At 72.0% G+C, this 22840-nt stretch carries 22 protein-coding genes; 3 read left to right on the top strand and 19 right to left on the bottom strand.

Annotated features, from left to right (window positions below):
• Positions 1 to 32: 32 nt before the first annotated feature.
• The 3 genes from K353_RS20040 to glmS all read right to left on the bottom strand — a co-directional run bounded on the left by K353_RS20040 (position 33) and on the right by glmS (position 3992).
• Positions 33 to 1538, bottom strand: coding sequence for an NAD(P)H-hydrate dehydratase (locus K353_RS20040; protein WP_111554937.1), 1506 nt, complete (start codon positions 1536 to 1538; stop codon positions 33 to 35).
• A 167-nt stretch (positions 1539 to 1705) separates the two neighbouring features.
• Entirely contained in the window at positions 1706 to 2074 is a 369-nt protein-coding gene (locus K353_RS20035) for a holo-ACP synthase (RefSeq protein WP_111554936.1), read from the bottom strand.
• A 61-nt stretch (positions 2075 to 2135) separates the two neighbouring features.
• The gene (gene glmS, locus K353_RS20030) at positions 2136 to 3992 is read right to left on the bottom strand and encodes a glutamine--fructose-6-phosphate transaminase (isomerizing) (protein ID WP_111554996.1); all 1857 of its coding nucleotides are present in this window, start codon (positions 3990 to 3992) and stop codon (positions 2136 to 2138) included.
• A 177-nt stretch (positions 3993 to 4169) separates the two neighbouring features.
• Between glmS and coaA the strand changes: the two genes are divergently transcribed.
• From coaA to K353_RS20015, 3 genes are all read left to right on the top strand, one after another.
• Positions 4170 to 5162 (top strand): type I pantothenate kinase, encoded by a 993-nt coding sequence (gene coaA / locus K353_RS20025; RefSeq protein WP_111554935.1) that lies wholly within the window; start codon positions 4170 to 4172, stop codon positions 5160 to 5162.
• A gap of 154 nt (positions 5163 to 5316) precedes the next feature.
• Positions 5317 to 6636 (top strand): glycosyltransferase family 2 protein, encoded by a 1320-nt coding sequence (locus tag K353_RS20020; RefSeq protein WP_111554934.1) that lies wholly within the window; start codon positions 5317 to 5319, stop codon positions 6634 to 6636.
• On the top strand, positions 6629 to 7792 hold the full coding sequence (locus tag K353_RS20015) for a glycoside hydrolase family 26 protein (protein ID WP_146616518.1): 1164 nt from the start codon (positions 6629 to 6631) through the stop codon (positions 7790 to 7792). Before K353_RS20020 ends, K353_RS20015 begins: the two co-directional genes overlap by 8 nt.
• Before the next feature lie 63 nt (positions 7793 to 7855).
• On the opposite strand, the gene K353_RS20010 is transcribed toward K353_RS20015, so the two are convergent.
• From K353_RS20010 to map, 16 genes are all read right to left on the bottom strand, one after another.
• Positions 7856 to 10015: an acyltransferase family protein gene (locus K353_RS20010; protein ID WP_158585438.1), complete on the bottom strand. Its 2160-nt coding sequence runs from the start codon at positions 10013 to 10015 to the stop codon at positions 7856 to 7858.
• Positions 10016 to 10139: 124 nt separating this feature from the next.
• Entirely contained in the window at positions 10140 to 11342 is a 1203-nt protein-coding gene (locus tag K353_RS20005; protein WP_111554931.1) for a glycoside hydrolase family 26 protein, read from the bottom strand.
• Positions 11332 to 12411, bottom strand: coding sequence for a hypothetical protein (locus tag K353_RS34430; RefSeq protein WP_158585437.1), 1080 nt, complete (start codon positions 12409 to 12411; stop codon positions 11332 to 11334). Before K353_RS34430 ends, K353_RS20005 begins: the two co-directional genes overlap by 11 nt.
• 126 nt (positions 12412 to 12537) lie before the next feature.
• Complete coding sequence (gene glmM / locus K353_RS19985) at positions 12538 to 13902, bottom strand: phosphoglucosamine mutase (RefSeq protein ID WP_111554928.1); 1365 nt, start codon at positions 13900 to 13902, stop codon at positions 12538 to 12540.
• 136 nt (positions 13903 to 14038) lie between these two features.
• On the bottom strand, positions 14039 to 14545 hold the full coding sequence (rpsI, locus tag K353_RS19980; protein WP_033213973.1) for a 30S ribosomal protein S9: 507 nt from the start codon (positions 14543 to 14545) through the stop codon (positions 14039 to 14041).
• Between the two features lie 47 nt (positions 14546 to 14592).
• Positions 14593 to 15036 (bottom strand): 50S ribosomal protein L13, encoded by a 444-nt coding sequence (rplM, locus tag K353_RS19975; RefSeq protein ID WP_014136251.1) that lies wholly within the window; start codon positions 15034 to 15036, stop codon positions 14593 to 14595.
• A gap of 237 nt (positions 15037 to 15273) precedes the next feature.
• Entirely contained in the window at positions 15274 to 16932 is a 1659-nt protein-coding gene (locus tag K353_RS19970) for an ABC-F family ATP-binding cassette domain-containing protein (protein WP_111554927.1), read from the bottom strand.
• A gap of 41 nt (positions 16933 to 16973) precedes the next feature.
• On the bottom strand, positions 16974 to 17948 hold the full coding sequence (truA, locus tag K353_RS19965) for a tRNA pseudouridine(38-40) synthase TruA (protein ID WP_233533693.1): 975 nt from the start codon (positions 17946 to 17948) through the stop codon (positions 16974 to 16976).
• A 90-nt stretch (positions 17949 to 18038) separates the two neighbouring features.
• On the bottom strand, positions 18039 to 18539 hold the full coding sequence (gene rplQ / locus K353_RS19960; protein WP_100837840.1) for a 50S ribosomal protein L17: 501 nt from the start codon (positions 18537 to 18539) through the stop codon (positions 18039 to 18041).
• Positions 18540 to 18667: 128 nt separating this feature from the next.
• Positions 18668 to 19690 carry a DNA-directed RNA polymerase subunit alpha gene (locus K353_RS19955; protein WP_030457404.1) on the bottom strand — a complete coding sequence of 341 codons (1023 nt, stop codon included), beginning with the start codon at positions 19688 to 19690 and terminating at the stop codon, positions 18668 to 18670.
• Positions 19691 to 19823: 133 nt separating this feature from the next.
• On the bottom strand, positions 19824 to 20231 hold the full coding sequence (gene rpsK / locus K353_RS19950; RefSeq protein WP_014136257.1) for a 30S ribosomal protein S11: 408 nt from the start codon (positions 20229 to 20231) through the stop codon (positions 19824 to 19826).
• A 72-nt stretch (positions 20232 to 20303) separates the two neighbouring features.
• Positions 20304 to 20684: a 30S ribosomal protein S13 gene (gene rpsM / locus K353_RS19945; RefSeq protein ID WP_033250918.1), complete on the bottom strand. Its 381-nt coding sequence runs from the start codon at positions 20682 to 20684 to the stop codon at positions 20304 to 20306.
• A gap of 178 nt (positions 20685 to 20862) precedes the next feature.
• Entirely contained in the window at positions 20863 to 20976 is a 114-nt protein-coding gene (gene rpmJ, locus K353_RS19940) for a 50S ribosomal protein L36 (RefSeq protein ID WP_003956441.1), read from the bottom strand.
• Positions 20977 to 21011: 35 nt separating this feature from the next.
• On the bottom strand, positions 21012 to 21233 hold the full coding sequence (infA, locus tag K353_RS19935) for a translation initiation factor IF-1 (protein WP_003956442.1): 222 nt from the start codon (positions 21231 to 21233) through the stop codon (positions 21012 to 21014).
• A gap of 192 nt (positions 21234 to 21425) precedes the next feature.
• The gene (gene mscL / locus K353_RS19930; protein ID WP_111554926.1) at positions 21426 to 21860 is read right to left on the bottom strand and encodes a large conductance mechanosensitive channel protein MscL; all 435 of its coding nucleotides are present in this window, start codon (positions 21858 to 21860) and stop codon (positions 21426 to 21428) included.
• Positions 21861 to 21984: 124 nt separating this feature from the next.
• Positions 21985 to 22821, bottom strand: coding sequence for a type I methionyl aminopeptidase (map, locus tag K353_RS19925; RefSeq protein WP_111554995.1), 837 nt, complete (start codon positions 22819 to 22821; stop codon positions 21985 to 21987).
• Between the last annotated feature and the right edge of the window lie 19 nt (positions 22822 to 22840).

The raw sequence follows: 22840 nt of genomic DNA, 5'->3' as shown, positions 1-22840 counted from the left end.
ATCAGTCTCCCAGACCGCGGCGGAAAGCCCCGTCAGGGGCCCGGGCGACGGCGGGTCCGGGGCGCGGCCGGGGCCCGCCGGGGCTCCTCGTCCGCGGGCTGCCCGACGAGGGAGGCCCAGGCCGGGTGCAGGGCGTCGGCGAGGTCGACGGCGGTGATCGGGGCGCCGGGGCCCGCCGCGCGGCGGCCGGCCAGGCCGTGCAGGTAGGCGGCGGCGGACCCGGCGTCCAGCGGGGCGAGCCCGGTGGCGAGCAGCGAGCCGGTCAGGCCGGAGAGGACGTCGCCGCTGCCGGCGGTGCCGAGCCAGCCGGTGCCGGTGGAGTTGACCCGGGCCCGGCCGTCCGGGTCGGCGACCACCGTGGTGGAGCCCTTGAGCAGCACGGTCGCCCGGTAGCGGGCGGCGAGCAGCCGGGCCGCCCGGAGCCGGCCGGCGGCGACCTGCTCGGCGTCGGCGGACTCGTCGACGCCCGCGAGCAGCCGGGCGGCCTCCCCGGCGTGCGGGGTGAGCAGGACGGGCGCGGGGCGGCCGGCCAGGACGGATGGGCCGAGCCGGGCGAGTTCGGTGAGCGCGTCGGCGTCGACCAGGACGGGCACCTCGGTGTCCAGGGCCTCGCGCAGCGCGCGCTCCGCGTCCTGGCCGCCGCCCGGGCCGACCACCCAGCTCTGCACCCGCCCGGCGCGGGCCGGGCCGTCCTCGGTGACGAGCGTCTCGGGGTGGCGGCGGACCACCTCCGCCGCCGCGTGCCCGGTGTAGCGGACCGCGCCGGCCCCGCCGTACAGCGCCCCGGTGACGGCCAGCACGGCCGCGCCCGGGTAGCGGGCGGACCCGGCGGCGACGCCGACCACGCCGCGCCGGTACTTGTCGCTCTCCGCGCCGGGGGCGGGCAGCAGCGCGGCCGCGTCGGCGTGCTGGAGCGACTCGACGGGGGCGGGCGGCAGGTCGAGCCCGAGGTCGACCAGGTGGACGACGCCCGCGTACCGGGCGCCGGGATCGATCAGGAGGCCGGGCTTGTGGGTGCCGAAGCAGACCGTGACGTCGGCGCGGAGCGCGGGCCCGGCGACCTCGCCGCTGTCCGGGTCGACGCCGGAGGGGACGTCCACGGCGACCACCCGGCCGCGGCGCGGCAGCGCGGCGAACGGGGCGGCGGCCGGGCGCAGCGGGCCGCGGCCGCCGATGCCGACGACGCCGTCCAGCACCAGGTCGGCCCGGGTGAACGCGTCCGGGTCCGCGGTGGTCCGGCCGCCGGCCGCCAGCAGGGCGGCCAGCCCCCCGGCGTGCGCCTTGGCCGGGTCGAGCAGCAGCGCCTCCACCCGGGCGCCCCGGCGGGCCAGCCGGGCGCCCGCGTACAGCGCGTCGCCGCCGTTGTCCCCGGAGCCGGCCAGCACCAGCACCCGGCTCGCGTACACCCGGGGCAGCAGCTCCGCGCAGACCGCGGCCAGCCCGGCCGCGGCCCGCTGCATCAGGGCGCCCTCCGGCAGTCCGGCCGTCCGGGCGGCCTCGGCGGAGCGGACCTGCTCGACGGTGTGGGCGTGGCGCATGGCAGCTCCCCTGCTCGGCGGTTCCCGGCGGTTCTCAGCAGTTCTCGGCGTTCCCGGCGGTTCCCGGCGAACGGCCCGGGAGGGGTCGGGGGGCCCGGTGCGGGGCCCGCCGTTCCCACCCTGCCCCCTGATGGCGGCCTGCCGCTCCTTCCCCGGCTCCGGCGTCCTCAGCCCTCGGCGATGACGACCGCCGAGGCGACGCCCGCGTCGTGGCTGAGGGAGAGGTGCCAGGAGGTCACGCCGAGCGCGGCGGCCCGGGCCTCGACGGTGCCGGTGACGTGCAGCAGCGGGCGGCCGGACGCCTCGACCCGGACCTCGGCGTCCTCCCAGCGCAGGCCGGGCGGGGCGCCGAGCGCCTTGGCGACGGCCTCCTTCGCGGCGAACCGGGCCGCCAGCGAGGCCGTGCCGCGGCGCTGTCCGGAGGGGAGGGTCAGTTCGGCGGGGGTGAAGAGGCGTTCGGCCAGCCCGGGGGTGCGTTCCAGGGACTCCCCGAACCGCCCGATGTCCGCCACGTCGATGCCGACCCCGATGATCACGTCCCGCTCCCTCGTCCGTGCCGGTGCGGAGCGCTCCGCACCGGCATGGACGATACGCGCGCTACTCGACCGTGACGGACTTGGCCAGGTTGCGCGGCTGGTCGACCTCGTGGCCCTTGGCGGTGGCCAGCTCGCAGGCGAAGACCTGGAGCGGGACGGTGGAGACCAGGGGCTGGAGCAGGGTCGGGGTGACCGGGATGCGGATCAGGTGGTCGGCGTAGGGGACGACGGCCTCGTCGCCCTCCTCGGCGATCACGATGGTGCGCGCGCCGCGGGCCCGGATCTCCTGGATGTTGGAGACGATCTTGTCGTGCAGGATCGAGCGGCCGCGCGGCGAGGGCACCACCACGACCACCGGCAGGCCCTCCTCGATCAGGGCGATCGGGCCGTGCTTGAGCTCGCCGGCCGCGAAGCCCTCGGCGTGCATGTAGGCGAGCTCCTTGAGCTTGAGCGCGCCCTCCAGGGCCACCGGGTAGCCGACGTGCCGGCCGAGGAAGAGCACCGAGCGGGCGCCGGCCAGCGAGCGGGCCAGCGCCCGGACGGGCTCCATGGTGCCGAGCACCTGCTCGACCTGCCGGGGGGCGTCGCCGAGCTCGCGGATGACGGAGGAGATCTCGTCGCCCCACTTGGTGCCGCGCACCTGGCCCAGGTAGAGGGCGACCAGGTAGCAGGCGACCAGCTGGGTCAGGAACGCCTTGGTGGAGGCGACCGCGACCTCGGGGCCGGCGTGGGTGTACAGCACCGCGTCGGACTCGCGCGGGATGGTCGAGCCGTTGGTGTTGCAGATCGCCAGCACCTTGGCGCCCTGCTCGCGGGCGTGCCGCAGCGCCATCAGGGTGTCCATGGTCTCGCCGGACTGCGAGATGGCGATCACCAGGGTGCGGTCGTCCATGATCGGGTCGCGGTAGCGGAACTCGCTGGCGACCTCGACCTCGCAGGGGACCCGGGTCCAGTGCTCGATCGCGTACTTGGCGATCATGCCGGCGTGGAACGCGGTGCCGCAGGCGACGATCACCACCTTGTCGACCTCGCGCAGCACCTGGTCGGGGATGCGCAGCTCGTCGAGGGTGAGCCGGCCGTCGGTGCCGATCCGGCCGAGCAGGGTGTCGGAGACGGCCTTCGGCTGCTCGGCGATCTCCTTGAGCATGAAGTAGTCGTAGCCGCCCTTCTCGGCGGCCGAGGCGTCCCAGTCCACGTGGTACTCGCGGACCTCGGCGGGGGTGCCGTCGAAGTTGGTCACCGTGACGCCCTCGGGGCGCAGCTCGACGACCTGGTCCTGGCCGAGCTCGATCGCCTCGCGGGTGTGCGCGATGAACGCGGCGACGTCCGAGGCGAGGAAGTTCTCGCCGTCGCCGACGCCGACCACCAGCGGCGAGTTGCGGCGGGCGCCGACCACCGTGCCGGGGGCGTCCGCGTGCACCGCGACCAGGGTGAAGGCGCCGTCGAGCTGGCGGCAGACGGCCCGCATGGCCTCGGCCAGGTCGCCGTCGTAGGCCTCGGCGAGCAGGTGCGCGACGACCTCGGTGTCGGTCTCGGAGCGGAGGGTGTGGCCCCGGTCGGTGAGGTCGGCGCGCAGCCGGGCGAAGTTCTCGATGATGCCGTTGTGGACCACCGCGACCTTGCGGTGGTCGTCCAGGTGGGGGTGGGCGTTGGCGTCGGTGGGGCCGCCGTGGGTGGCCCACCGGGTGTGTCCGATGCCCGTGGTGCCGGCCGGGAGAGGGGTTTCGGCCAGCGACTTCTCGAGGTTGACGAGCTTTCCGGCCCGCTTGTCGGTGGACAGGAGCCACTGCCCGTCGGCTCCTGCGGTCTGCACCGCGACGCCGGCCGAGTCGTAGCCCCGGTACTCCAGCCTCCGCAGACCTGCGATCACTACGTCGAGGGCCTCCTGAGGCCCGGTATATCCAACAATTCCGCACATGTGCGCCAGCATAAGTGCGGACGTTCGGCCCCCGGTGCGTCGGATGACCACACCGGGTGACCACACCGGGTGACCGCGCGGGGTCGTCGCACGGGGCGGCCGCACGGGGTGGCCGCACGGGGCAGCCGCGCCGGGTGACCGACACCACAACACCCGTCGACCCGGACACGGCCCACAATGGACACCGTGCTGACCGAACTCTGTACGAAGGGTGCGCCGCCCGCGCCCACTCCCTCCCCGTACGTGGATCTGGACCGCGCCGAGTGGAGCGCGCTGCGCGAGCGCACCCCCCTGCCGCTGACCGCCGAGGAGGTCGAGCGCCTGCGCGGACTCGGCACCGCCCTGGACCTCGACGAGGTCCGGGACGTCTACCTGCCGCTGTCCCGGCTGCTCAACCTCTACGTGCACGCCACCCACGAGCTGCGCGGCGCCATCGGGAGCTTCCTGGACACGCCCGACACCGAACGGGTGCGCACCCCGTTCATCATCGGCGTGGCCGGCTCCGTCGCGGTCGGCAAGTCCACCACCGCCCGCCTGCTCCAGGCGCTGCTGGCCCGCTGGCCCGAGCACCCCCGGGTCGAGCTGGTCACCACCGACGGCTTCCTGCTGCCCAACGCGGAGCTGCGCCGGCGCGGCCTGATGGCCCGCAAGGGCTTCCCCGAGTCGTACGACCGGCGGGCGCTGATGCGCTTCGTCGCCGACGTGAAGGCCGGCAAGGACCGGGTCACCGCGCCGGTCTACTCCCACCTGGTGTACGACATCGTGCCGGGCGAGCGGCTGGTGGTGGAGCGCCCCGACATCCTGATCGTCGAGGGCCTGAACGTGCTCCAGCCGGCCCTGCCCGGCACCGACGGCCGGACCAGGATGGCCGTCGCCGACTACTTCGACTTCTCGATCTACGTCGACGCCCGCACCGACGACATCGAGGCCTGGTACCTGGACCGCTTCCGCAAGCTGCGGCAGACCGCCTTCCAGGACCCGAACTCCTACTTCCGGCGCTTCACCGAGGTGCCCGAGGAGGAGGCGATGGACTACGGCCGCCAGGTCTGGCGGACCATCAACAAGCCCAACCTGCTGGAGAACGTCCTGCCCACCCGCGGCCGGGCCACCCTGGTGCTCCAGAAGGGACCGGACCACAAGGTCCGCCGGGCGCTGCTGCGCAAGCTCTGACGCCCCTTCGACATTACGGCTTGGTCCCGATTGGCACGGCCCTCCTCACCAGGGGGGCGCGTATGCCCGCTATTGCAGCGTTTTAGCCCTTGGCCGAGCGTCTATCATCAGGACGGCCTAAGCACACAGCCAAGTCGGGACGGTTTCGGGGGCCATGCTCGCTTTCCTGCTCCAGCTCCGCCAGTGGTGGACTGTCGGCACCGTCTACCCCTTCGCCGTCTTCATGACCGGCGTGTGGGCCCTGTGGTTCGTCAGGCTCGGCCTGGCCCGCCGCTACCGCCCCTGGAAGCGGCCCTACGAGGTGACCACCTCCGTGATCATCCCGGTGGTCGACGAACCGCCGGACCTCTTCTACTCGGTGCTGGACCGGATCATCGACCAGCAGCCCACCGAGATGGTCGTGGTCATCAACGGCAGGCGCAACGAAGTCCTGGAGCAGGTCTGCGACCAGCTCGGCGTGTACTGGCTGTGGACCCGGACGCCGGGCAAGCGCAACGCCCTGAAGGTCGGCCTGGAGGCCTGCACCGGTGACATCGCGGTGCTGGTCGACTCCGACACCGTCTGGACCCCCACCACCCTGCCGGAGCTGGTCAAGCCGTTCCGCGACGAGGACGTCGGCGGGGTGACGACCCGTCAGCGCATCCTGGAGCCCGGCCGGTCCGTGCTCACCCGCTGGGCGGACTGGCTGGAGAGCGTGCGCTGCCAGTACTCGCTGCCGGCGATGAGCGTGCTCGGCACCGTCGGCTGCCTGCCGGGCCGGACCATCGCGTTCCGCCGGAAGATCCTGCTGGAGTGCATGGACGACTTCCTGTCGGAGAAGTTCCTCGGGGTCTTCCTGGAGGTCAGCGACGACCGCACGCTGACCAACTACGCCCTCAAGCAGGGCTACCGCACGGTGTACCAGTCCACCTCCCTGGTGTACACGGACGCCCCGCTGCGGCTGGGCAAGCTCGCCAAGCAGCAGTACCGCTGGGCCCGCGGCTCGCAGTACAACACCCTGCGGATGCTGCCGTGGATGCTGCGCCGGGCCCGGATGCTGGCGCTGTTCTACCTGGTCGACATCCTGGTGCCGTTCGTGCTGCTCGGCTCCTTCGCCTCCTGGGGCGAGGCCCTGTGGCACCGGACGGGGCCCAGCCTGTACATGGAGCTGCCGCTGCCCGCGGTGCACTGGCGGGCCGTCGCCACCATCCTGGTGCTCGCCGCGGTGATGTCGCTGCTGTCGCTCTGCATCCGGTTCGGCCGTCACTTCGCCTACCGGATCCAGGACTTGGTCTTCCTGCCGGTCTTCATGGTGATCAACACCTTCATCCTGCTGCCGGTCCGGCTGCTGGGCTTCTTCCGGATGGGCCACAACGCGTCCTGGGGCACCCGCGAGGACAGCTTCGCGGGTGAGCGCGTCCGCAGCGCCAAAGTGGTCATCCCCTACCTGCTGGGCAGCGCCATGCTGGTCGGATCGGTGATGATGAGTGTCTGAGACGACAGCCGCGCAGAGCGCGGCCCGGGAGGCCGCCGTCCCCCGGCGGCGCAAGAAGATGCACTGGTGGTCGCGCGGCAGCGGCATCCGGCTGCGGGTCTGGATGGTCGTCAACGTCGTGCTGCTGAGCGCCCTCTGCTGGGGCGTCATGGCGGCACTGCGGCTGGACGGCATGGGCCCCCGGTACGCCGGCCTCGGGCACCCGGCGGACGCCCCCGGCATACAGCAGCTGGTGCACCCGCAGCCTCCGCCGGTACCCGACAAGTCGGTGTTCGCCAACCCCGACGGCAAGTACTTCGGGGTGGCGACCGCCGAAGCCCCCTGGTCCTCCGCCGAGTTGGACTCGCTCGCCGACAAGAGCGGCACCCGGCCCACCATGACCGAGTACTTCGTGCGCTGGAACGCCGAGTTCGACCCGAAGGCGGTCGCCCAGGCCTACGAGCACGGCACCCTGCCCGTGCTCTCCTGGGAGCCCTGGGAGGGCGAGGAGGCCGGCCACACCGACCAGCCGAAGTACGCGCTGTCCACCATCATCGGCGGGCAGCACGACGACTACATCCGGCGCTTCGCCCAGGCCGTCGCCGCCCAGAAGTGGCCGGTGGCGATCCGCTTCGCGCACGAGATGAACGGCGTCTGGTACCCGTGGTCGGAGAGCCAGAACGGCAACCAGGCGGGCCAGTACGTGCAGGCCTGGCAGCACGTCCACGACGTGTTCGCGCAGGCCGGCGCGGCGAACGTGATCTGGATATGGAGCCCCAACATCACCCGCCCGTTGCCGAAGGTGGCCCTGCCACCGCTGTACCCCGGTGACGCCTACGTGGACTGGGTCGGCGTGACCGGCTACGGCACCAAGGGGGAGCAGACGGCCGACGAAACCTTCGGCCCGACCCTGACCGTCCTGCGCGGCATCACCGCGAAGCCGATCCTGATCACCGAGACCGGCCGCGAACCGTCCACCGCCCTCAAGGCGCAGTGGGTCTCGGACTTCTTCGACTGGCTCAACCAGCAGCCCGACGTGATCGGCTTCGTCTGGTTCGAACGCGACACCGACCACGGCGCCAAGGCGGACTGGCGCTTCGACGAGACCCCCGAGGCCCTGCGCGCCTTCGCGGACGGCATCGCCTCGGTCAAACTGGCCAGAGGACTCTCCGGCTGACCCGCCGGGAACGCGGACGGGCCCGGAGGCGGATCGCCTCCGGGCCCGTCCGCGTTCCGCCCGCTACTTCCAGGCGATCCTGTTGCGGGCGAACTCCCGCTCCAGCTGCTCCTGGAGGGCCGGCGCCAGGGTCTTCACGTAGGTCGCGGTGACGTGCGAGCCGTCGCGGTAGATCAGCGCCGAGCCGATCACCGCGGGGCAGTGCCCGCCCGGGCAGATCATCGGGTTGAGGTCGATGACGCCCGCGCCGAGCGCCTTGGCCAGGTCGGTCTGGAGGTCCGCGGTCCGGTAGTCCGGCGAGTCGAAGGAGCACGCGGACAGCTTGGACCGGTGGTTGGCGACGCACTCGTAGACCGGCGAGGGCACGCCGTTGACGTTGTTCAGCACGACCGTCACCGGGATGCCCGCCTTCTGCAGCTGGGTCCAGGTGCGCTCCATGCCGCCGCGCATCGGCGGCACGTCGCCGGGCCCGCTCGCCGAGGCGTCGGGCAGCGCCACGGCGGCATTCTGCGAGGTGAGCACGAGGGCCGGGTGCAGTGCGAGGATCTTGGCCATCGCCTTGCGGTTCCACTCGACGCAGCTCTTGTAGGGCTTGTCGTTCAGCACCGCGGTGGTGTCCGCGAAGGCGCAGGTCGACTTGGTCACCGTGACGACGTGGATGCCGTGCGCCTTGCCGATGGTGTCGAGGGCCGGCTGCCACTGCAGCATCTTCGAGTCGCCCGCCATCACGACCACGGTGGAGGCGGTGGTGTCGCCGAAGTCGCAGCTGGACACGTTGGTGGTGTCCTGGTTGGCCTGGCAGCCCTTGCCGTAGGCCTCCGGCACGTCCGCCAGCGCGTTCAGCGGATCGGGTTTGACGGTGGGTGAGCTGTTGACCTTCCACAGGTCGGCCTGCTGCTGGGCGCTCATCCCGGTCAGCGCGGCGGCGCCGGCCACCGGGCCGCCGTCCTCGGCGCCCGAGGAGAGGGTGGTGAGCAGCAGGCCGCAGGCGACGGCGAGCGCGGTGAACGGCAGGCCCACCGCCCAGACCGCCTTGAACGGCCTGGCCAGGGCGGCGGAGAACCGGATCGGGTTCTCGACTAGCTTGTGCGACAGCCAGGCCGGGACGACGGACACCAGCACGGCGAGGGCACTGACCTTCGTCCCGTCCCCCCACTCGGCCTGGGCGGCGACCAGCAGCGGCCAGTGCCACAGGTAGAGCGAGTAGCTGATGCCGCCGATCCACACCAGCGGCCGGAGGGCGAGCAGGCTCCCGGCACCGGACGGGCCGTTGATCCCGCCGGCCAGCACGGCGGCGGCCCCCAGGGTGGGCAGCAGCGCCCAGGACCCGGGCCAGGCGAAGGTGCCGTCGAGGAAGTACCCGCCGCCCAGGATCATCAGCAGGCCGACCGTGGCGAACGCCGCGCCGGCGCCCCGTCCGAACACCGCCAGGTGCGGCGCGGCCAGGGCGATGATCGCGCCGACGGCCAGTTCCCACAGCCGGGTCGGGGTAACGAAGAACGCCGCCTCCGGGGACAGCGCGGTGTGGACCACCGAGTAGGCCAGCGAGGCACCGGCCACCAGCGCGATGACCACGCCCAGCATCCGGCTCAGCGACCAGCGGACCTTCGGGGCGAGCCAGAGCGCCAGCACGATGAGCACCGGCCAGATCAGGTAGAACTGCTCCTCCACCGCGAGCGACCAGAAGTGCTGGACGGGCGAGGGCAGGATGTCCGCGGCCAGGTAGTCGACGGAGCGGTCGGCCAGCCGCCAGTTGACGAAGTAGGCCGCCGCGGCCACGATGTCGCCGCCGAAGGTGGAGCGCTGGGTGACCGGCAGGCAGAGGTAGGTGAGCGCCGCTGCGGCGAGCAGGGTGAGGCAGGCGGCGGGCAGGAGCCGTTTCGCCCGGCGGGCGTAGAACCCGGCCAGCGAGAGCCGACCGGTCCTGGCTATCTCGTGCACCAGCAGCGAGGTGATGAGGAATCCGGAGATGACGAAGAAGACGTCGACTCCGACGAAGCCGCCGGACACGTACTTCGGCGCGGCGTGGAAGGCGAGGACCAGCAGGACCGCCACCGCCCGCAGGCCTTCGATGTCCGGGCGGAACGACTTCCCGCCGTGCTCCTTGCGCCGGGCCCCTCTCCGGCCGCCGCTCGGAAGCGCCGACCCGCCCCCGCCGGCCCGCGGTCCCACCCGGACCTCGGTCGCGAGGTCCCCGTGGACGGGCTGCTGGTAACTGCTCATGAGCTCTCTTCCTCTGCCCCCGGTCCTCGCGCGAAGCAGTTCGCCGAGCCGCCGAAAGCACTCCCCTGTCACTGACTGGGTCCAGATCATATGGGTGCGGCGTGCACGATGCGTGTGCGGGCCGTCAACGCATCGGTGCCGGGACCAGCAGCAGTGACGACAGGCCCTCCCGGAAGGCGCGCTGCGCCGCCGGCGAGGTGGTGAACCGCCAGTCGTAACGGGAGCCGTCCGCGTCGGAGAACTGGAACCAGACGAACCCGATGACCCGCGGGTGCGCCGAGAGCCAGGAGAAGAGGTCCCGGATCAGCGCGGCCTTGACGTCCGAGGGCCGCACCCCGGCCTCGCCGATGAACAGCGGCTTGTCCGACAGCGCGGTCAACTCCCGGTAGGTGGCGCCCAGCAGTTGCTCGGCCGTGGTCTCCCCTTCCGTGCTGTACGCCTCCGTCCCGATCCAGTCCACGTAGTCGTCGCCCGGGTAGTAGCGGGACAGCGGGGACTTCCCGGGGCTCTGCAGGTCCGGGCACCAGAACCAGACGGCGTTGGTCACGCCCTGCTGCTCGAACACGTCGTGGATGTGCCGCCAGGCCGCGACGTAGTCACCACGCCGGTTGCCGTTGCGCTCCTCCGACCAGGTGTACCAGGGCTCGTTCATCTCGTGCGCGAAGCGCAGCACCACCGGCCGGCCGGCCTTCTTCACGTCCTGGGCGAAGCGCCGCACGTAGTCGTCGTGCGCCCCCGCGGCGATCCTCGCCAGCGCGAACTCCGGCTGGTCGACGGCCTTGTCGCCGCCCGACCACGGCTCCCAGGTGAGCAGCGGCACCCCGCCGAGCCGGTACGACGCGTCGAACGCCTTCCGGTCGAAGTCCTGGTTCCACTTCAGGAAGTACTCCTGGACCGTCGACCGCACCCCGGCCGCCTGCGCCATGTCCGCGGCCTCCTCCGCGGACGGCGCGCTCGGCGTGGCGATGCCGAACAGCACGCCCGGGGGGCTCATCAGCTGCTCCCGCCGGGCGACGGTGCCGGGCTCCTCCGGCGGCTCGGCCGGAACGGTGCCCCCGGGCACGGTGGGCGCCGGGGCGGTGGGCGGTCCGGTCTGCGCGGCCGCCTGGTTCGGCGCGCCGTCGTCCAGCAGCAGCGCGGTGCACCCCAGGACGAGGACGATCGCCAGCCCCGCCAGCGCCAACGGCGGGCAGCTCCGCCACAGCCGGGCGGCCGGGAGCGCCCGCAGCCGCTGCGGCCACAGCCGGGCGGCCGGGAGCGCCCGCAGCCGCTCCGGCCACTGCCGGAGCGGCTGCGGACGCGGGATCCGGAACCGCTTAACCCGCATTCGACAGGGCGGCCTGACCGCGGGCCTGCAGGTCGTCCACCGCCTGCTTGGACACCCCCGCCGCGGCCTGCTTGGTCGCCGGGTTCCCGTCGGTCACCGGGGTCGTGTCGGCGTTGCCCGCCGTGGTGAACACGATGTACCGGCCGAACGCCTTGTTGGAGAACGCGCACTGGGCCAGGTCCGGGCAGAACCGCGGGGTCTGCGCGGAACGCAGCGGCTTGATGTTGCCGACGACCTTGGACTGGGCCCGGTCGGCCTGGGTCTTGGAGTCGAACACCACGACACCGACGGTCACCGCGGCCTTGTCGGAGAGGTAGGTGGCCAGGTAGATGTCCCGGCAGTTCTCCTTCTCCAGCACCACGCCCAGACCGTTGACGGTGCCCGCGCCGCACTGGTCGCCGTGCTCGGTCGCCACCTTCTGCAGCGTCTGCCCGTCGACGGTCAGGGTGGCGTTCGGGAACAGCGCGTCGAGCGACACCGGCGCCTTGTCGGTGGAGGCCCGGCTCAGCGCCTCCTCCGCGGACTTCGGCGCGGGCGCGGCGGACGACGAGTCCGAGGCCTTGGGCGACGCGGACGCGCTCGCCGAGGCCTTCGCGGACGCACTCGTCGAAGGGCCGGCCACCGGGTCCGCCGGCTTGTCCTTCGGCGTGAGCAGCATCGCCGCGGTGACGATGCCGCCGATCAGCAGCAGCGCGCCCAGCGTGCTGAGCGCCACCAGGTTGCGCTTGCGCCGGCGCCGCTCCTCCTCGTGCTGGCTCGCCAGCGCCGACCAGTCGGGCGACTCCGCGTCGCCCCGGAACGTGGTGGCGCCGTACCGGCCCTGGTAGGGCTGCTGCTGCCCGGGCGGCGGCGGGTACCCCGGGCCGTAGGGCTGCTGCTGCTGTGGCGGCTGGTAGCCGGCGGCCGGCGGCCCCTGCTGCGGATAGCCGTACGCGGGCTGCGGCGGAGCTCCCTGCCCCGGTGCCGGCGGCGGCCCCTGCTGCGGGTAGCCGTACGCGGGCTGCGGCGGGCCCGGCTGCGGCGGGACTCCCGGTCCCGACGCCGGCGGCTGCGGCTGGTCCTCGGACATCAACGCCCCCTCCACGCTTCGATCACAGTCCCGAATGCTATCGGTAGTGCTCCGTGCCTCGACAGCCTGTCCGAAGCACGGGTAAAGCGTTGTCGTTCCGTCACCAAAGCCGCGACCGGCGGCCGTTCAGCCCAGGTGCAGCCGGACCGCGTCGGCGAGGCGCTGGCAGACGTCCTGGGCCTGCTCGTGGCCGACCGCCTCGACCATCACCCGCACCAGCGGCTCGGTGCCGGACTTGCGCAGCAGCACCCGGCCGGTGGCGCCGAGTTCGGCCTCGGCGGCGGCGACCGCGGCCTGGAGCTCGGCGCAGGACTCGACCCGGTTCTTGTCCACGCCCTTGACGTTGATCAGGACCTGCGGCAGCCGGGTCATCACCGCGGCCAGGTCGGCCATCGGCTGCTTGGTGGCGGCCAGCCGGGCGCCCAGCATCAGGCCGGTCAGGGTGCCGTCGCCGGTGGTGGCGTGGTCGAGCAGGATGACGTGCCCGGACTGCTCGCCGCCGAGCGCGTAGCCGTGCTGCTTCATCTCCTCCAGCACGTACCGGTCGCCGACCGCGGTCTGCACCAGTTCGATGCCCTCGCGCTCCATCGCCAGCTTGAAGCCCAGGTTGGACATCACGGTGGCGACCGCGGTGTTGCGGCGCAGCGTGCCGGCCTCCTTCATGGCGACCGCGAGGACGGCGATGATCTGGTCGCCGTCGACCTCGTTGCCGTCGGCGTCGGCGGCCAGGCAGCGGTCGGCGTCGCCGTCCAGGGCGATGCCCAGGTCGGCCCTGTGCTCCTTCATGGCGGCGCGCAGCTTGTCCAGGTGGGTGGAGCCGACGCCGTCGTTGATGTTCAGGCCGGTCGGCTCGGTGCCCAGGGTGTGCACCACCTCGGCGCCGGCCCGGGCGAACGCCTCGGGGGCGACCCGGGCGGCCGCGCCGTGCGCGCCGTCGATGACGACCTTGACGCCGTCGAGCCGGTTGGGCAGCACCGCGACCAGGTGGGCCACGTACCGGTCGAAGCCCTCGTTGTACTGGCGGACCCGGCCCACCGCGGCGCCGGTCGGGCGGTGCCAGGTCTCGTCGCCGACGCCGTAGCGGCGGTAGTGCTCCTCGATCGCGTCCTCGATCGCGTCGTCCAGCTTGTGGCCGCCGCGGGCGAGGAACTTGATGCCGTTGTCGGGCATCGCGTTGTGGCTGGCGGAGAGCATCACGCCGAAGTCGGCGCCGAGCGCGCCGGTCAGGTAGGCGACCGCGGGGGTGGGCAGCACGCCGACCCGCAGCACGTCGACGCCGGCGCTGGCCAGGCCGGCGATCACGGCGGCCTCCAGGAACTCTCCGGACGCCCGCGGGTCCCGGCCGACCACGGCCACCGGCCGGTGGCCCTCGAACGCGCCGGCGTCGCCGAGCACGTGGGCGGCGGCCACCGACAGGCCCAGGGCCAGTTCCGCGGTGAGGCCCTCGTTGGCCACCCCGCGCACTCCGTCGGTACCGAAGAGTCGTGTCATGTTCGCGTTCGTCCGTCCTGTCGCGCCTGTGCTTGGCTCGGGTGGTGCCGCCCCCGCGGACTCCGCACCGGTCCGGGAGGCACAACGCCCCGGAGCACGGGAGTGCTCCGGGGCGAGGATCGCATGAAGGGTGCGATTAGCGCTTGCTGTACTGCGGCGCCTTGCGGGCCTTCTTCAGACCGGCCTTCTTGCGCTCGACGGCGCGCGAGTCGCGGGTCAGGAAGCCGGCCTTCTTGAGCGGGCCGCGGTTGTTGTCCACGTCCGCCTCGTTCAGCGCACGGGCCACGCCGAGGCGCAGCGCGTAGGCCTGACCGGAGACGCCGCCGCCGGCGATGCGGGCGATGACGTCGTAACGGCCGTCCAGCTCGAGGAGCTTGAAGGGCTCGTTCACGGTCTGCTGGTGCACCTTGTTGGGGAAGTAGTTCTCCAGGGTGCGACCGTTGATCTTCCACTGGCCGGTGCCGGGGACGATGCGCACGCGGGCGATCGCCTCCTTGCGGCGGCCGAGGCCGGCGCCGGGGACGGCCTCGCCGAAGCGGCCGGCCAGCGACTCGGTGGTGTACTCGGTCTCGGTGGTGTACTCGTCGACGTTCTCGTCGTCGAAGTCGACCTCGAGGGTGCTCTCGATGGCAGTCTCGGCCACGGTGTTCCTCAGCTCTTCTACGTCAGTCGGGGTGCGGGTGGCCGGAATTACTGCGCGACCTGGGTGATCTCGAACGGCACCGGCTGCTGCGCAGCGTGCGGGTGCTGGTCGCCCGAGTAGACCTTCAGCTTCGAGAGCATCTGACGGCCCAGGCTGTTCTTCGGAACCATGCCCTTGATGGCCTTCTCGACGGCCTTCTCCGGGTTGTTCGCGAGCAGGTCGTCGTAGCGGACCGAGCGGAGGCCGCCCGGGAAGCCGCTGTGGCGGTAGGCCAGCTTCTGGGTCTTCTTGTTGCCCGAGAGGTGCACCTTGTCGGCGTTGATGATGATGACGAAGTCACCGGTGTCAACGTGCGGCGCGTAGATCGCCTTGTGCTTGCCCCGCAGGAGGTTGGCGGCCTGGGAGGCCAGGCGGCCGAGCACGACGTCGGTCGCGTCGATGACGTGCCACTGACGCTGGACGTCGCCGGGCTTGGGGCTGTACGTACGCACGGTCGTAGCCTTCGCTTTTCAGTGAGTGGGTCCTGACAGGAGCACCGAGGCCCGGGGCCTCCAGCCGATCCGCCCGGACGCAATTCGGGCAGCCGCTGGAGTTCGGCCTGTCGTCTCCGGCGTACCGACCTCTCACGTGAGATAGAGCGAGCCAATACGCACAACAGCGGCCAACGATACCGGGCCGGTGGGGTGGATTCCAAACCGGCCCGGCAGCGCGGGTTCCGGAGCCGCGGATCAGCGGTCCCGGACCACCCGGGCCTCGTCCCAGACCGGCTCCGGGGACTCGTAGACCCGGCCGTCCGAGCCGAACACCAGGAAGCGGTCGAAGCTGCGGGCGAACCAGCGGTCGTGGGTGACGCAGAGCACGGTGCCCTCGAACGCCTCCAGGCCCTGCTGGAGCGCCTCGGCGCTCTCCAGGTCCAGGTTGTCGGTCGGCTCGTCGAGCAGCAGCGCGGTCGAGCCGGACAGCTCCAGCTTGAGGATCATCAGCCGGGCCTGCTGGCCGCCGGAGAGCGACTCGAACTTCTGCTCCTCCTGCCGGTCCAGCTCGTAGCGGCGCAGCGCGGACATCGCCGCCCCGCGGGAGAGCGCGTGCTCCTCCTCGACGATCGAGCGCACCGTCCGGCCGAGCAGCTCCGGGTGCGCGTGGGTCTGCCGGAAGTGGCCGGGGACGACCCGGGCGCCGAGCTTCCAGCTGCCGCCGTGCTCCACCGTGGCGTCACCGGCCAGCAGCCGCAGGAAGTGCGACTTGCCGGAGCCGTTGGAGCCCAGCACCGCGACCCGCTCGCCGTAGTAGACCTCCAGGTCGAACGGCTTCATCAGGCCGGACAGCTCCAGGCCCGCCATGGTGAACGCCCGCACGCCGGTGCGGCCGCCCTTGAGCCGCATGGTGATCGACTGCTCGCGCGGCGGCTCCTCCGGCCGGCCGGCCTCCTCGAACTTCTTCAGCCGGGTCTGCGCGGCGGCGTAGCGGGTCGCCAGGGCGTGGCTGACCGAGGCCGCCTGCCGCAGGTTGACCACCAGCTTCTTCAGCTTGGCGTGCTCCTCGTCCCAGCGGCGGCCGAGCTCCTCGAAGCGCGCGAAGCGGTCCTGGCGGGCCTGGTGGAAGGACTCGAAGCCGCCGCCGTGCACCCAGACGCCGGAGCCGGCCGCGCCGGACTCCACCGCGATGATCTTCTCGGCGGTGCGGGAGAGCAGTTCGCGGTCGTGCGAGATGTACAGCACCGTCTTGGGGGTGGCCCGGATCGCCTCCTCCAGCCAGCGCTTGCCCGGCACGTCCAGGTAGTTGTCCGGCTCGTCGAGCAGCAGCACCTCGTCGGGGCCGCGCAGCAGGGCCTCCAGGACGAGGCGCTTCTGCTCGCCGCCGGAGAGGGTGTTCAGGCCGCGCCACTGCGCCCGGTCGAAGGGCATGCCGAGCGCGGCCGTGGTGCACACGTCCCAGTCGGCCTCGTACTCGTAGCCGCCGGCGTCCGACCAGTCGGACAGCGCCTGGGCGTAGGCCATCTGCGACTTCTCGTCGTCCTGCGCGATCATCGCCAGCTCGGCGGCGTCCACCGCGCGGGCCGCGTCGGCGATCCGCTTCGGGGCGACGGAGACCAGCAGGTCGCGCACCGAGGCGTCGGCGGGCAGCGCGCCCGGGGCGTCCTCGGCGCTCTCCCGGCCGGTGGTGCCGACGAACTGGCGCATCACGCCCAGGCCGCCGGTGACCGTCACCGAGCCGCCGTGCGGCTGGACGTCGCCCGCGATCATCCGCAGCAGCGTGGTCTTGCCCGCGCCGTTCGCGCCGACCAGCGCGACGGCCGCGCCCTCGCCGACCCGGAAGGACGCGTCGTCGAACAGCACCCGCCCGTCCGGCAGGTAGTACTCCAGGTGCGAAATCTCGACGTGTCCCATGCCGGGAATTGTGCCAAGCCCCCACCCCGCGACAAAACGGATTACCCGGCCGGTTCGCCCGGCGTCCGCGCGGCGGCGGACCCGGTCGCGTCCCCGGCGGCGGCCCCGGTCGCACCCCCGGCCGGTTCGCCCAGCGTCCGCAGCCGGCGCGAGACGCGGTTGCGCTCCGCGAGCAGTTCGTCGGCCGGGTAGCCGACCTCCTCCAGGGTCAGCCCGTGCGGCCGGATCACGTTGACCGCGGAGTTGCGCACCCCGCCGGCCAGCACCTCGCCCGGGAACTCCACCGGCCGGTGCCCGTCGCCGACCAGCAGCATCGCCCCGACCAGGGCGCGCACCATGTTGTGGCAGAAGGCGTCCGCCCGCACCGTGGCCACCGCCAGCGAGCCCTCCTGGGCCGCGTACGGGTCGATCGGCACCCGGTCCCAGCGCAGCTCCAGCAGGGTGCGGATGGTGGTCGCGCCCTCGCGCTTCTTGCAGTACGCCGCGAAGTCGTGCTCGCCGACCAGCAGCGCCGCCGCCTCGTTCATCCGCTCCAGGTCCAGCGGCCGGTCGTGCCAGAGGACGTGGCCGCGCAGCAGCGGGTCGACCCCGCCGGGGTGGTCGGCCACCCGGTACGCGTAGCGCCGCCAGACCGCCGCGAACCGGGCGTCGAAGCCGTGCGGCGCCTCGGCGACCCGGTACACCCGGACGTCGGCCGGCAGCCGGCCGGCCAGCCGGCGCAGCAGCTTGGCGCCGTGCTGGGCCCACAGCCCGTCGGGGAGGTCGACGTGGGCGACCTGGCCGCGGGCGTGCACCCCGGCGTCGGTGCGGCCGGCCACGGTCAGCGGGAAGTTCTCCTCGCTGCGCAGCACGATCCGCAGCGCGTCCTCCAACTCGCCCTGCACGGTGCGCCGTTCGCGCTGCCGGGCCCAGCCGGAGAACTCCGCGCCGTGGTAGGCGAGGTCCAGCCGGACCCGGGTGTGCCCGTCCGCCGGGCCGTCCTTCACCGGCGGCAGCTCGGCGCAGTCGTTCACCACTCCAACTCCCCTGTCTGACAAGCGGAAAGCGAACGGGCCCGCTCCCCCGGCGAGCGGGAGGGCGGGCCCGGACGGAGACGACCGGGAGGCTCAGGCCTCGGTGGTCTCGGCGGCCTCGTCGGCCTTGGTCTCCTCGGCCTCGGCGGCCTTGGTCTCGGCGGCCTTGGTCTCGGCCTCCTTGACGGAGCGCTTGGTGGCGGCCTCGGCCTCGGCGACGGTCGCCTTGGTGGCGATCTCGCCCTCGACCAGCTCGATCACGGCCATCGGCGCGTTGTCGCCGCGGCGGCCGCCGATCTTGGTGATGCGGGTGTAGCCGCCGGGGCGGTTCTCGAACCGCGGGGCGATCTCGGTGAAGAGGGTGTGCAGGACCGACACGTCGGTGATGGTCTTGCGCACCAGGCGACGGTTGTGGATGTCGCCCTTCTTCGCCTTGGTGATCAGCTTCTCCGCCAGCGGGCGCAGGCGGCGGGCCTTGGCCTCGGTGGTGGTGATGCGGCCGTACTGGAACAGCTCGCGGGCCAGGCCGGCCAGCAGCAGCGGCTCGTGGTGCGGGCCGCCGCCGAGGCGGGCGCCCTTGGTGGGACGGGGCATGACTTAGCTCCTCGAATCTCCGACCGCGGCCGTACCAGGTACCGCGGCGGGCGTGCGGACACCGCGTCCGCACGACTTTCTCACGCCACCGGAGGCGGTCCTCAGCGGGCCGCCTCCGGTGCCGAAACTCAGTACTGTTCGGTCTCCGCGTAGCCCTGGTCGTCCAGGTCGTCGGCGCCGAAGGCGTCGGCGGCGGCGGTCGGGTCGAACCCGGGCGGGCTGTCCTTGAGGGCCAGGCCCATGCCGGCCAGCTTCGCCTTGACCTCGTCGATCGACTTCGCACCGAAGTTGCGGATGTCGAGCAGGTCGGCCTCCGAGCGGGCGACGAGCTCACCCACGGTGTGGATGCCCTCGCGCTTGAGGCAGTTGTAGGAGCGGACGGTGAGTTCCAGCTCCTCGATCGGCAGCGCCAGGTCCGCGGCCAGGGCGGCGTCCGTCGGGGACGGGCCCATGTCGATGCCCTCGGCGTCGACGTTCAGCTCGCGGGCCAGGCCGAACAGCTCGACCAGGGTCTTGCCGGCCGAGGCCATCGCGTCGCGCGGACGCATGGCCGGCTTGGTCTCGACGTCGACGATCAGCTTGTCGAAGTCGGTGCGCTGCTCGACGCGGGTCGCCTCGACCTTGTAGGTGACCTTGAGCACCGGGCTGTAGATGGAGTCGACCGGGATGCGGCCGATCTCCTGGCCCGAGGCCTTGTTCTGCACGGCGGAGACGTAGCCGCGACCGCGCTCGACGGTCAGCTCCATCTCCAGCTTGCCCTTGCCGTTCAGGGTGGCGAGGACCAGCTCGGGGTTGTGCACCTCGACACCGGCCGGGGGCGCGATGTCGGCGGCGGTGACCACACCCGGGCCCTGCTTGCGCAGGTACATCACGACCGGCTCGTCGTGCTCCGAGGAGACGACCAGCTGCTTGATGTTCAGGATGAGGTCGGTGACGTCCTCCTTGACGCCCGGCACGGTGGTGAACTCGTGCAGGACCCCGTCGATCCGGATGCTGGTGACGGCGGCACCGGGGATCGAGGAGAGGAGCGTGCGGCGGAGCGAGTTGCCGAGGGTGTAGCCGAAGCCCGGCTCGAGCGGCTCGATCACGAACCGCGAGCGGAACTCGTCGACGACCTCTTCGGTCAGCGACGGACGCTGAGCGATCAGCATGTTCTGGATCCTCCAGTTGTCTTCGGCACCCACTATTTGATGCCGACAGAACTCAAGCGTACGGGGTCCCGCGCAGAACGGGACCCCGTACCAGGTTTGAAACACCGACCGCCTGGTGACCCCAGGCGTCGCGTCAGACGCGGCGGCGCTTCGGCGGACGGCAGCCGTTGTGCGGGGTGGGGGTGACGTCCTGGATCGAGCCCACCTCCAGGCCGGTGGCCTGGAGCGAGCGGATCGCGGTCTCACGGCCGGAGCCCGGACCCTTGACGAAGACGTCGACCTTGCGCATGCCGTGCTCCTGCGCGCGACGGGCAGCGGCCTCGGCGGCCATCTGCGCGGCGAACGGGGTGGACTTGCGCGAGCCCTTGAAACCGACGTGGCCGGCCGAGGCCCAGGAGATCACGTTGCCCGAGGGGTCGGTGATCGAAACGATGGTGTTGTTGAACGTGCTCTTGATGTGAGCGTGCCCGTGGGCGACGTTCTTCTTCTCCTTGCGGCGGATCTTCTTCGCGCCGGCAGCCTGACGACCCTTGGGGGGCATAAGTCTGTTCTCCTACTGAGGTGGTCGGTCCGCTGACCCGCGGGCCGGAGGGATGTCCGGTGACGGGACGGACTACTTCTTGCCCGGCTTCTTCTTGCCGGCGATCGCGCGACGCGGGCCCTTGCGGGTACGCGCGTTGGTGTGGGTGCGCTGGCCGCGGACGGGCAGACCGCGACGGTGGCGCAGGCCCTCGTAGCAGCCGATCTCGACCTTGCGGCGGATGTCGGCGGCGACCTGGCGGCGGAGGTCACCCTCGACCTCGAAGTTCGCGTCCACGAACTTCTGCAGCTTGACGAGGTCGTCCTCGCTGATGTCGCGGACGCGGATGTCACCGCTCACGCCGGTCTCGGCGAGCGCCTGCTGGGCGCGGGTCTTGCCGATGCCGTAGACGTAGGTGAGGGCGATCTCGATCCGCTTCTCGCGGGGGAGATCAACGCCGGAAAGGCGTGCCATTCAAGGCTCCTGTGGTTCTTTTCAGAGGTCTGACGCGCCGCCTACTCGCTGTCTCTCGACAGGGAGCCCCGGCCTCTGACCGGGGGTGGCAGTCCGTCCATCGGACGGATCGGGCGGCCCGCGTATGACGTTGGTGCGCGTCGCGCGAAGGTCCTACGAGAAATGCTGGGGGGTGGCGTCAGCCCTGGCGCTGCTTGTGGCGCAGGTTGTCGCAGATCACCATGACCCGGCCGTGGCGGCGGATCACCTTGCACTTGTCGCAGATCTTCTTGACGCTCGGCTTGACCTTCATGATTCAGGTTCTCCGGGGTCTAGATCTGGCGGTTGTTACTTGTAGCGGTAGACGATCCGGCCGCGGGTCAGGTCGTAGGGGCTGAGCTCCACCACGACCCGGTCATCCGGGAGGATGCGGATGTAGTGCATGCGCATCTTGCCGCTGATGTGCGCGAGGACCTTGTGACCGTTCTGCAGCTCGACCTTGAACATCGCGTTCGGAAGAGACTCGATCACGGTGCCCTCGATCTCAATGGCGCCTTGCTTCTTAGCCATGAACTGCGAGATCCACCCTTCGGGTCCGGCTACCGTATGCGGAACGCTCGTGCGAACCAGGCTTCACCTCCGCGCGGGGGATTCCCCTGGGCTGAGGGCGTGCGGGAACACGCTACGAGAGAGCCGACGCACCATCGTAAACCAAGCACCGCGCCGGAGCGAAATCAGCGCCCGGCGGCGCCGCGCACCGGCTCAGCGCTTCGCGGCGACCTGGACCGGGACGACCGGCTCGACCACCGCGGTGCACGCCGAGCAGCGGCGGGCCGCCTCCGGGATCTCGGTCAGGCACTCGGGGCAGGGGCGCTTGGGCACCGAGGGCTTCTTCGGCAGGTACCGGGCGGTGGCCTTGGAGACCGGCAGCACCACGCAGAAGTACAGCACCGCGGCGGTCAGCACGAACGCGATCAGCACGTTCAGGAACTGGCCGTACGGGAAGATGACGCCCGCGACATGGAACTTGTAGGCGCTGAAGTCGCCGGCCGCGCCGACCACCACGCCGAGCACCGGGGTCAGGAACGCGCTGACGAAGCCGGTCACCACGCCGGTGAACGCGGCACCGATGACCACGCCGACGGCCATGTCGATGACGTTGCCGCGCATCATGAAGTCGCGGAAGCCCTTGAGCACTGTCTTCTCTCCCCTGGGGTTGCTGCGGGTGTCAGCTGACGAAAATAGGACAGGGGGCCCGGAGGACCAAACCCCCGGGCCCCGATCCGGCCGCGGTGAGAGAAGCGCCTCAGATCGATCCGGTTCAGCCCAGCGGGTCCGGCGCCGCGGTGACGCCCAGCTTGGCCAGCTCGGCCCGGCCGCCGTCGAAGGCGGTCAGCACCAGCGGGCCCTGCTCGGTGACGGCCACCGAGTGCTCCCAGTGCGAGGCCCAGGTGCCGTCGGTGGTGACGACCGTCCAGTCGTCCTCCAGCACCGCGGTGTGCGGGGTGCCCAGCGAGACCATCGGCTCGATCGCCAGCACCGTGCCGGGCACCAGCTTCATGCCCTTGCCGCGGCCCGCGACGTAGTTCAGCACGTGCGGCTCCATGTGCATCGCGGTGCCGATGCCGTGGCCGCCGTAGCCCTCGGTGATGCCCCACTTGCCCTTGGGCGGCAGCGGCTGGCGGCGGATGAAGCCCTCGATCGCCCGGGAGACGTCGACCAGCCGGTTGCCCTTCTTCATCTGGGCGATGCCGGCCCACATCGAGCCCTCGGTGACCTTCGACAGCATCGCGTTCTCGGCGGCGGTCGCGCCGACCGCGACGGTGATCGCCGCGTCGCCGTGCCAGCCGTCCAGGATCGCGCCGCAGTCGATCGAGATCAGGTCGCCGGCCTTCAGCACCCGCTCGCCGGGGATGCCGTGCACGACCTCCTCGTTCACCGAGGCGCAGATCACGCCCGGGAACCAGAGACCGCCGTGGTCGGCGCGGAAGTTGGAGGTGGCGCCGTGCTTGGCGATGACCGCGTCGGCGACCTCGTTCAGCTCGCCGGTGGTCACCCCGGGGGCGACCGCCTCGCGGCAGGCCTTCAGCGCCTCGGCGACGACCAGCCCGGCCGCCCGCATCCTGGCGATCTGCTCGGGGGTCTTGATCTCCACCATCTGGTCCACGCCTTCCACG

It is taken from the genome of Kitasatospora sp. SolWspMP-SS2h (assembly GCF_003259315.1).
Taxonomy (GTDB): domain Bacteria; phylum Actinomycetota; class Actinomycetes; order Streptomycetales; family Streptomycetaceae; genus Kitasatospora; species Kitasatospora fiedleri.
The sequence above is the reverse complement of the archived record's forward strand: the minus strand, read 5'-3'. Positions and strand labels throughout refer to the sequence as shown.

Excerpts from the sequence above, each read along its gene's own strand:
- K353_RS20040 (WP_111554937.1), bottom strand. The coding sequence starts at position 1,538 with ATGCGCCACGCCCACACCGTCGAGCAGGTCCGCTCCGCCGAGGCCGCC.
- glmS (WP_111554996.1), bottom strand. The coding sequence starts at position 3,992 with ATGTGCGGAATTGTTGGATATACCGGGCCTCAGGAGGCCCTCGACGTA.
- coaA (WP_111554935.1), top strand. The coding sequence starts at position 4,170 with ATGGACACCGTGCTGACCGAACTCTGTACGAAGGGTGCGCCGCCCGCG.
- K353_RS20020 (WP_111554934.1), top strand. The coding sequence starts at position 5,317 with ATGCTCGCTTTCCTGCTCCAGCTCCGCCAGTGGTGGACTGTCGGCACC.
- K353_RS20010 (WP_158585438.1), bottom strand. The coding sequence starts at position 10,015 with ATGAGCAGTTACCAGCAGCCCGTCCACGGGGACCTCGCGACCGAGGTC.
- K353_RS20005 (WP_111554931.1), bottom strand. The coding sequence starts at position 11,342 with ATGCGGGTTAAGCGGTTCCGGATCCCGCGTCCGCAGCCGCTCCGGCAG.
- K353_RS34430 (WP_158585437.1), bottom strand. The coding sequence starts at position 12,411 with ATGTCCGAGGACCAGCCGCAGCCGCCGGCGTCGGGACCGGGAGTCCCG.
- glmM (WP_111554928.1), bottom strand. The coding sequence starts at position 13,902 with ATGACACGACTCTTCGGTACCGACGGAGTGCGCGGGGTGGCCAACGAG.
- K353_RS19970 (WP_111554927.1), bottom strand. The coding sequence starts at position 16,932 with ATGGGACACGTCGAGATTTCGCACCTGGAGTACTACCTGCCGGACGGG.
- rplQ (WP_100837840.1), bottom strand. The coding sequence starts at position 18,539 with ATGCCCCGTCCCACCAAGGGCGCCCGCCTCGGCGGCGGCCCGCACCAC.
- K353_RS19955 (WP_030457404.1), bottom strand. The coding sequence starts at position 19,690 with ATGCTGATCGCTCAGCGTCCGTCGCTGACCGAAGAGGTCGTCGACGAG.
- rpsK (WP_014136257.1), bottom strand. The coding sequence starts at position 20,231 with ATGCCCCCCAAGGGTCGTCAGGCTGCCGGCGCGAAGAAGATCCGCCGC.
- rpsM (WP_033250918.1), bottom strand. The coding sequence starts at position 20,684 with ATGGCACGCCTTTCCGGCGTTGATCTCCCCCGCGAGAAGCGGATCGAG.
- rpmJ (WP_003956441.1), bottom strand. The coding sequence starts at position 20,976 with ATGAAGGTCAAGCCGAGCGTCAAGAAGATCTGCGACAAGTGCAAGGTG.
- infA (WP_003956442.1), bottom strand. The coding sequence starts at position 21,233 with ATGGCTAAGAAGCAAGGCGCCATTGAGATCGAGGGCACCGTGATCGAG.
- map (WP_111554995.1), bottom strand. The coding sequence starts at position 22,821 with ATGGTGGAGATCAAGACCCCCGAGCAGATCGCCAGGATGCGGGCGGCC.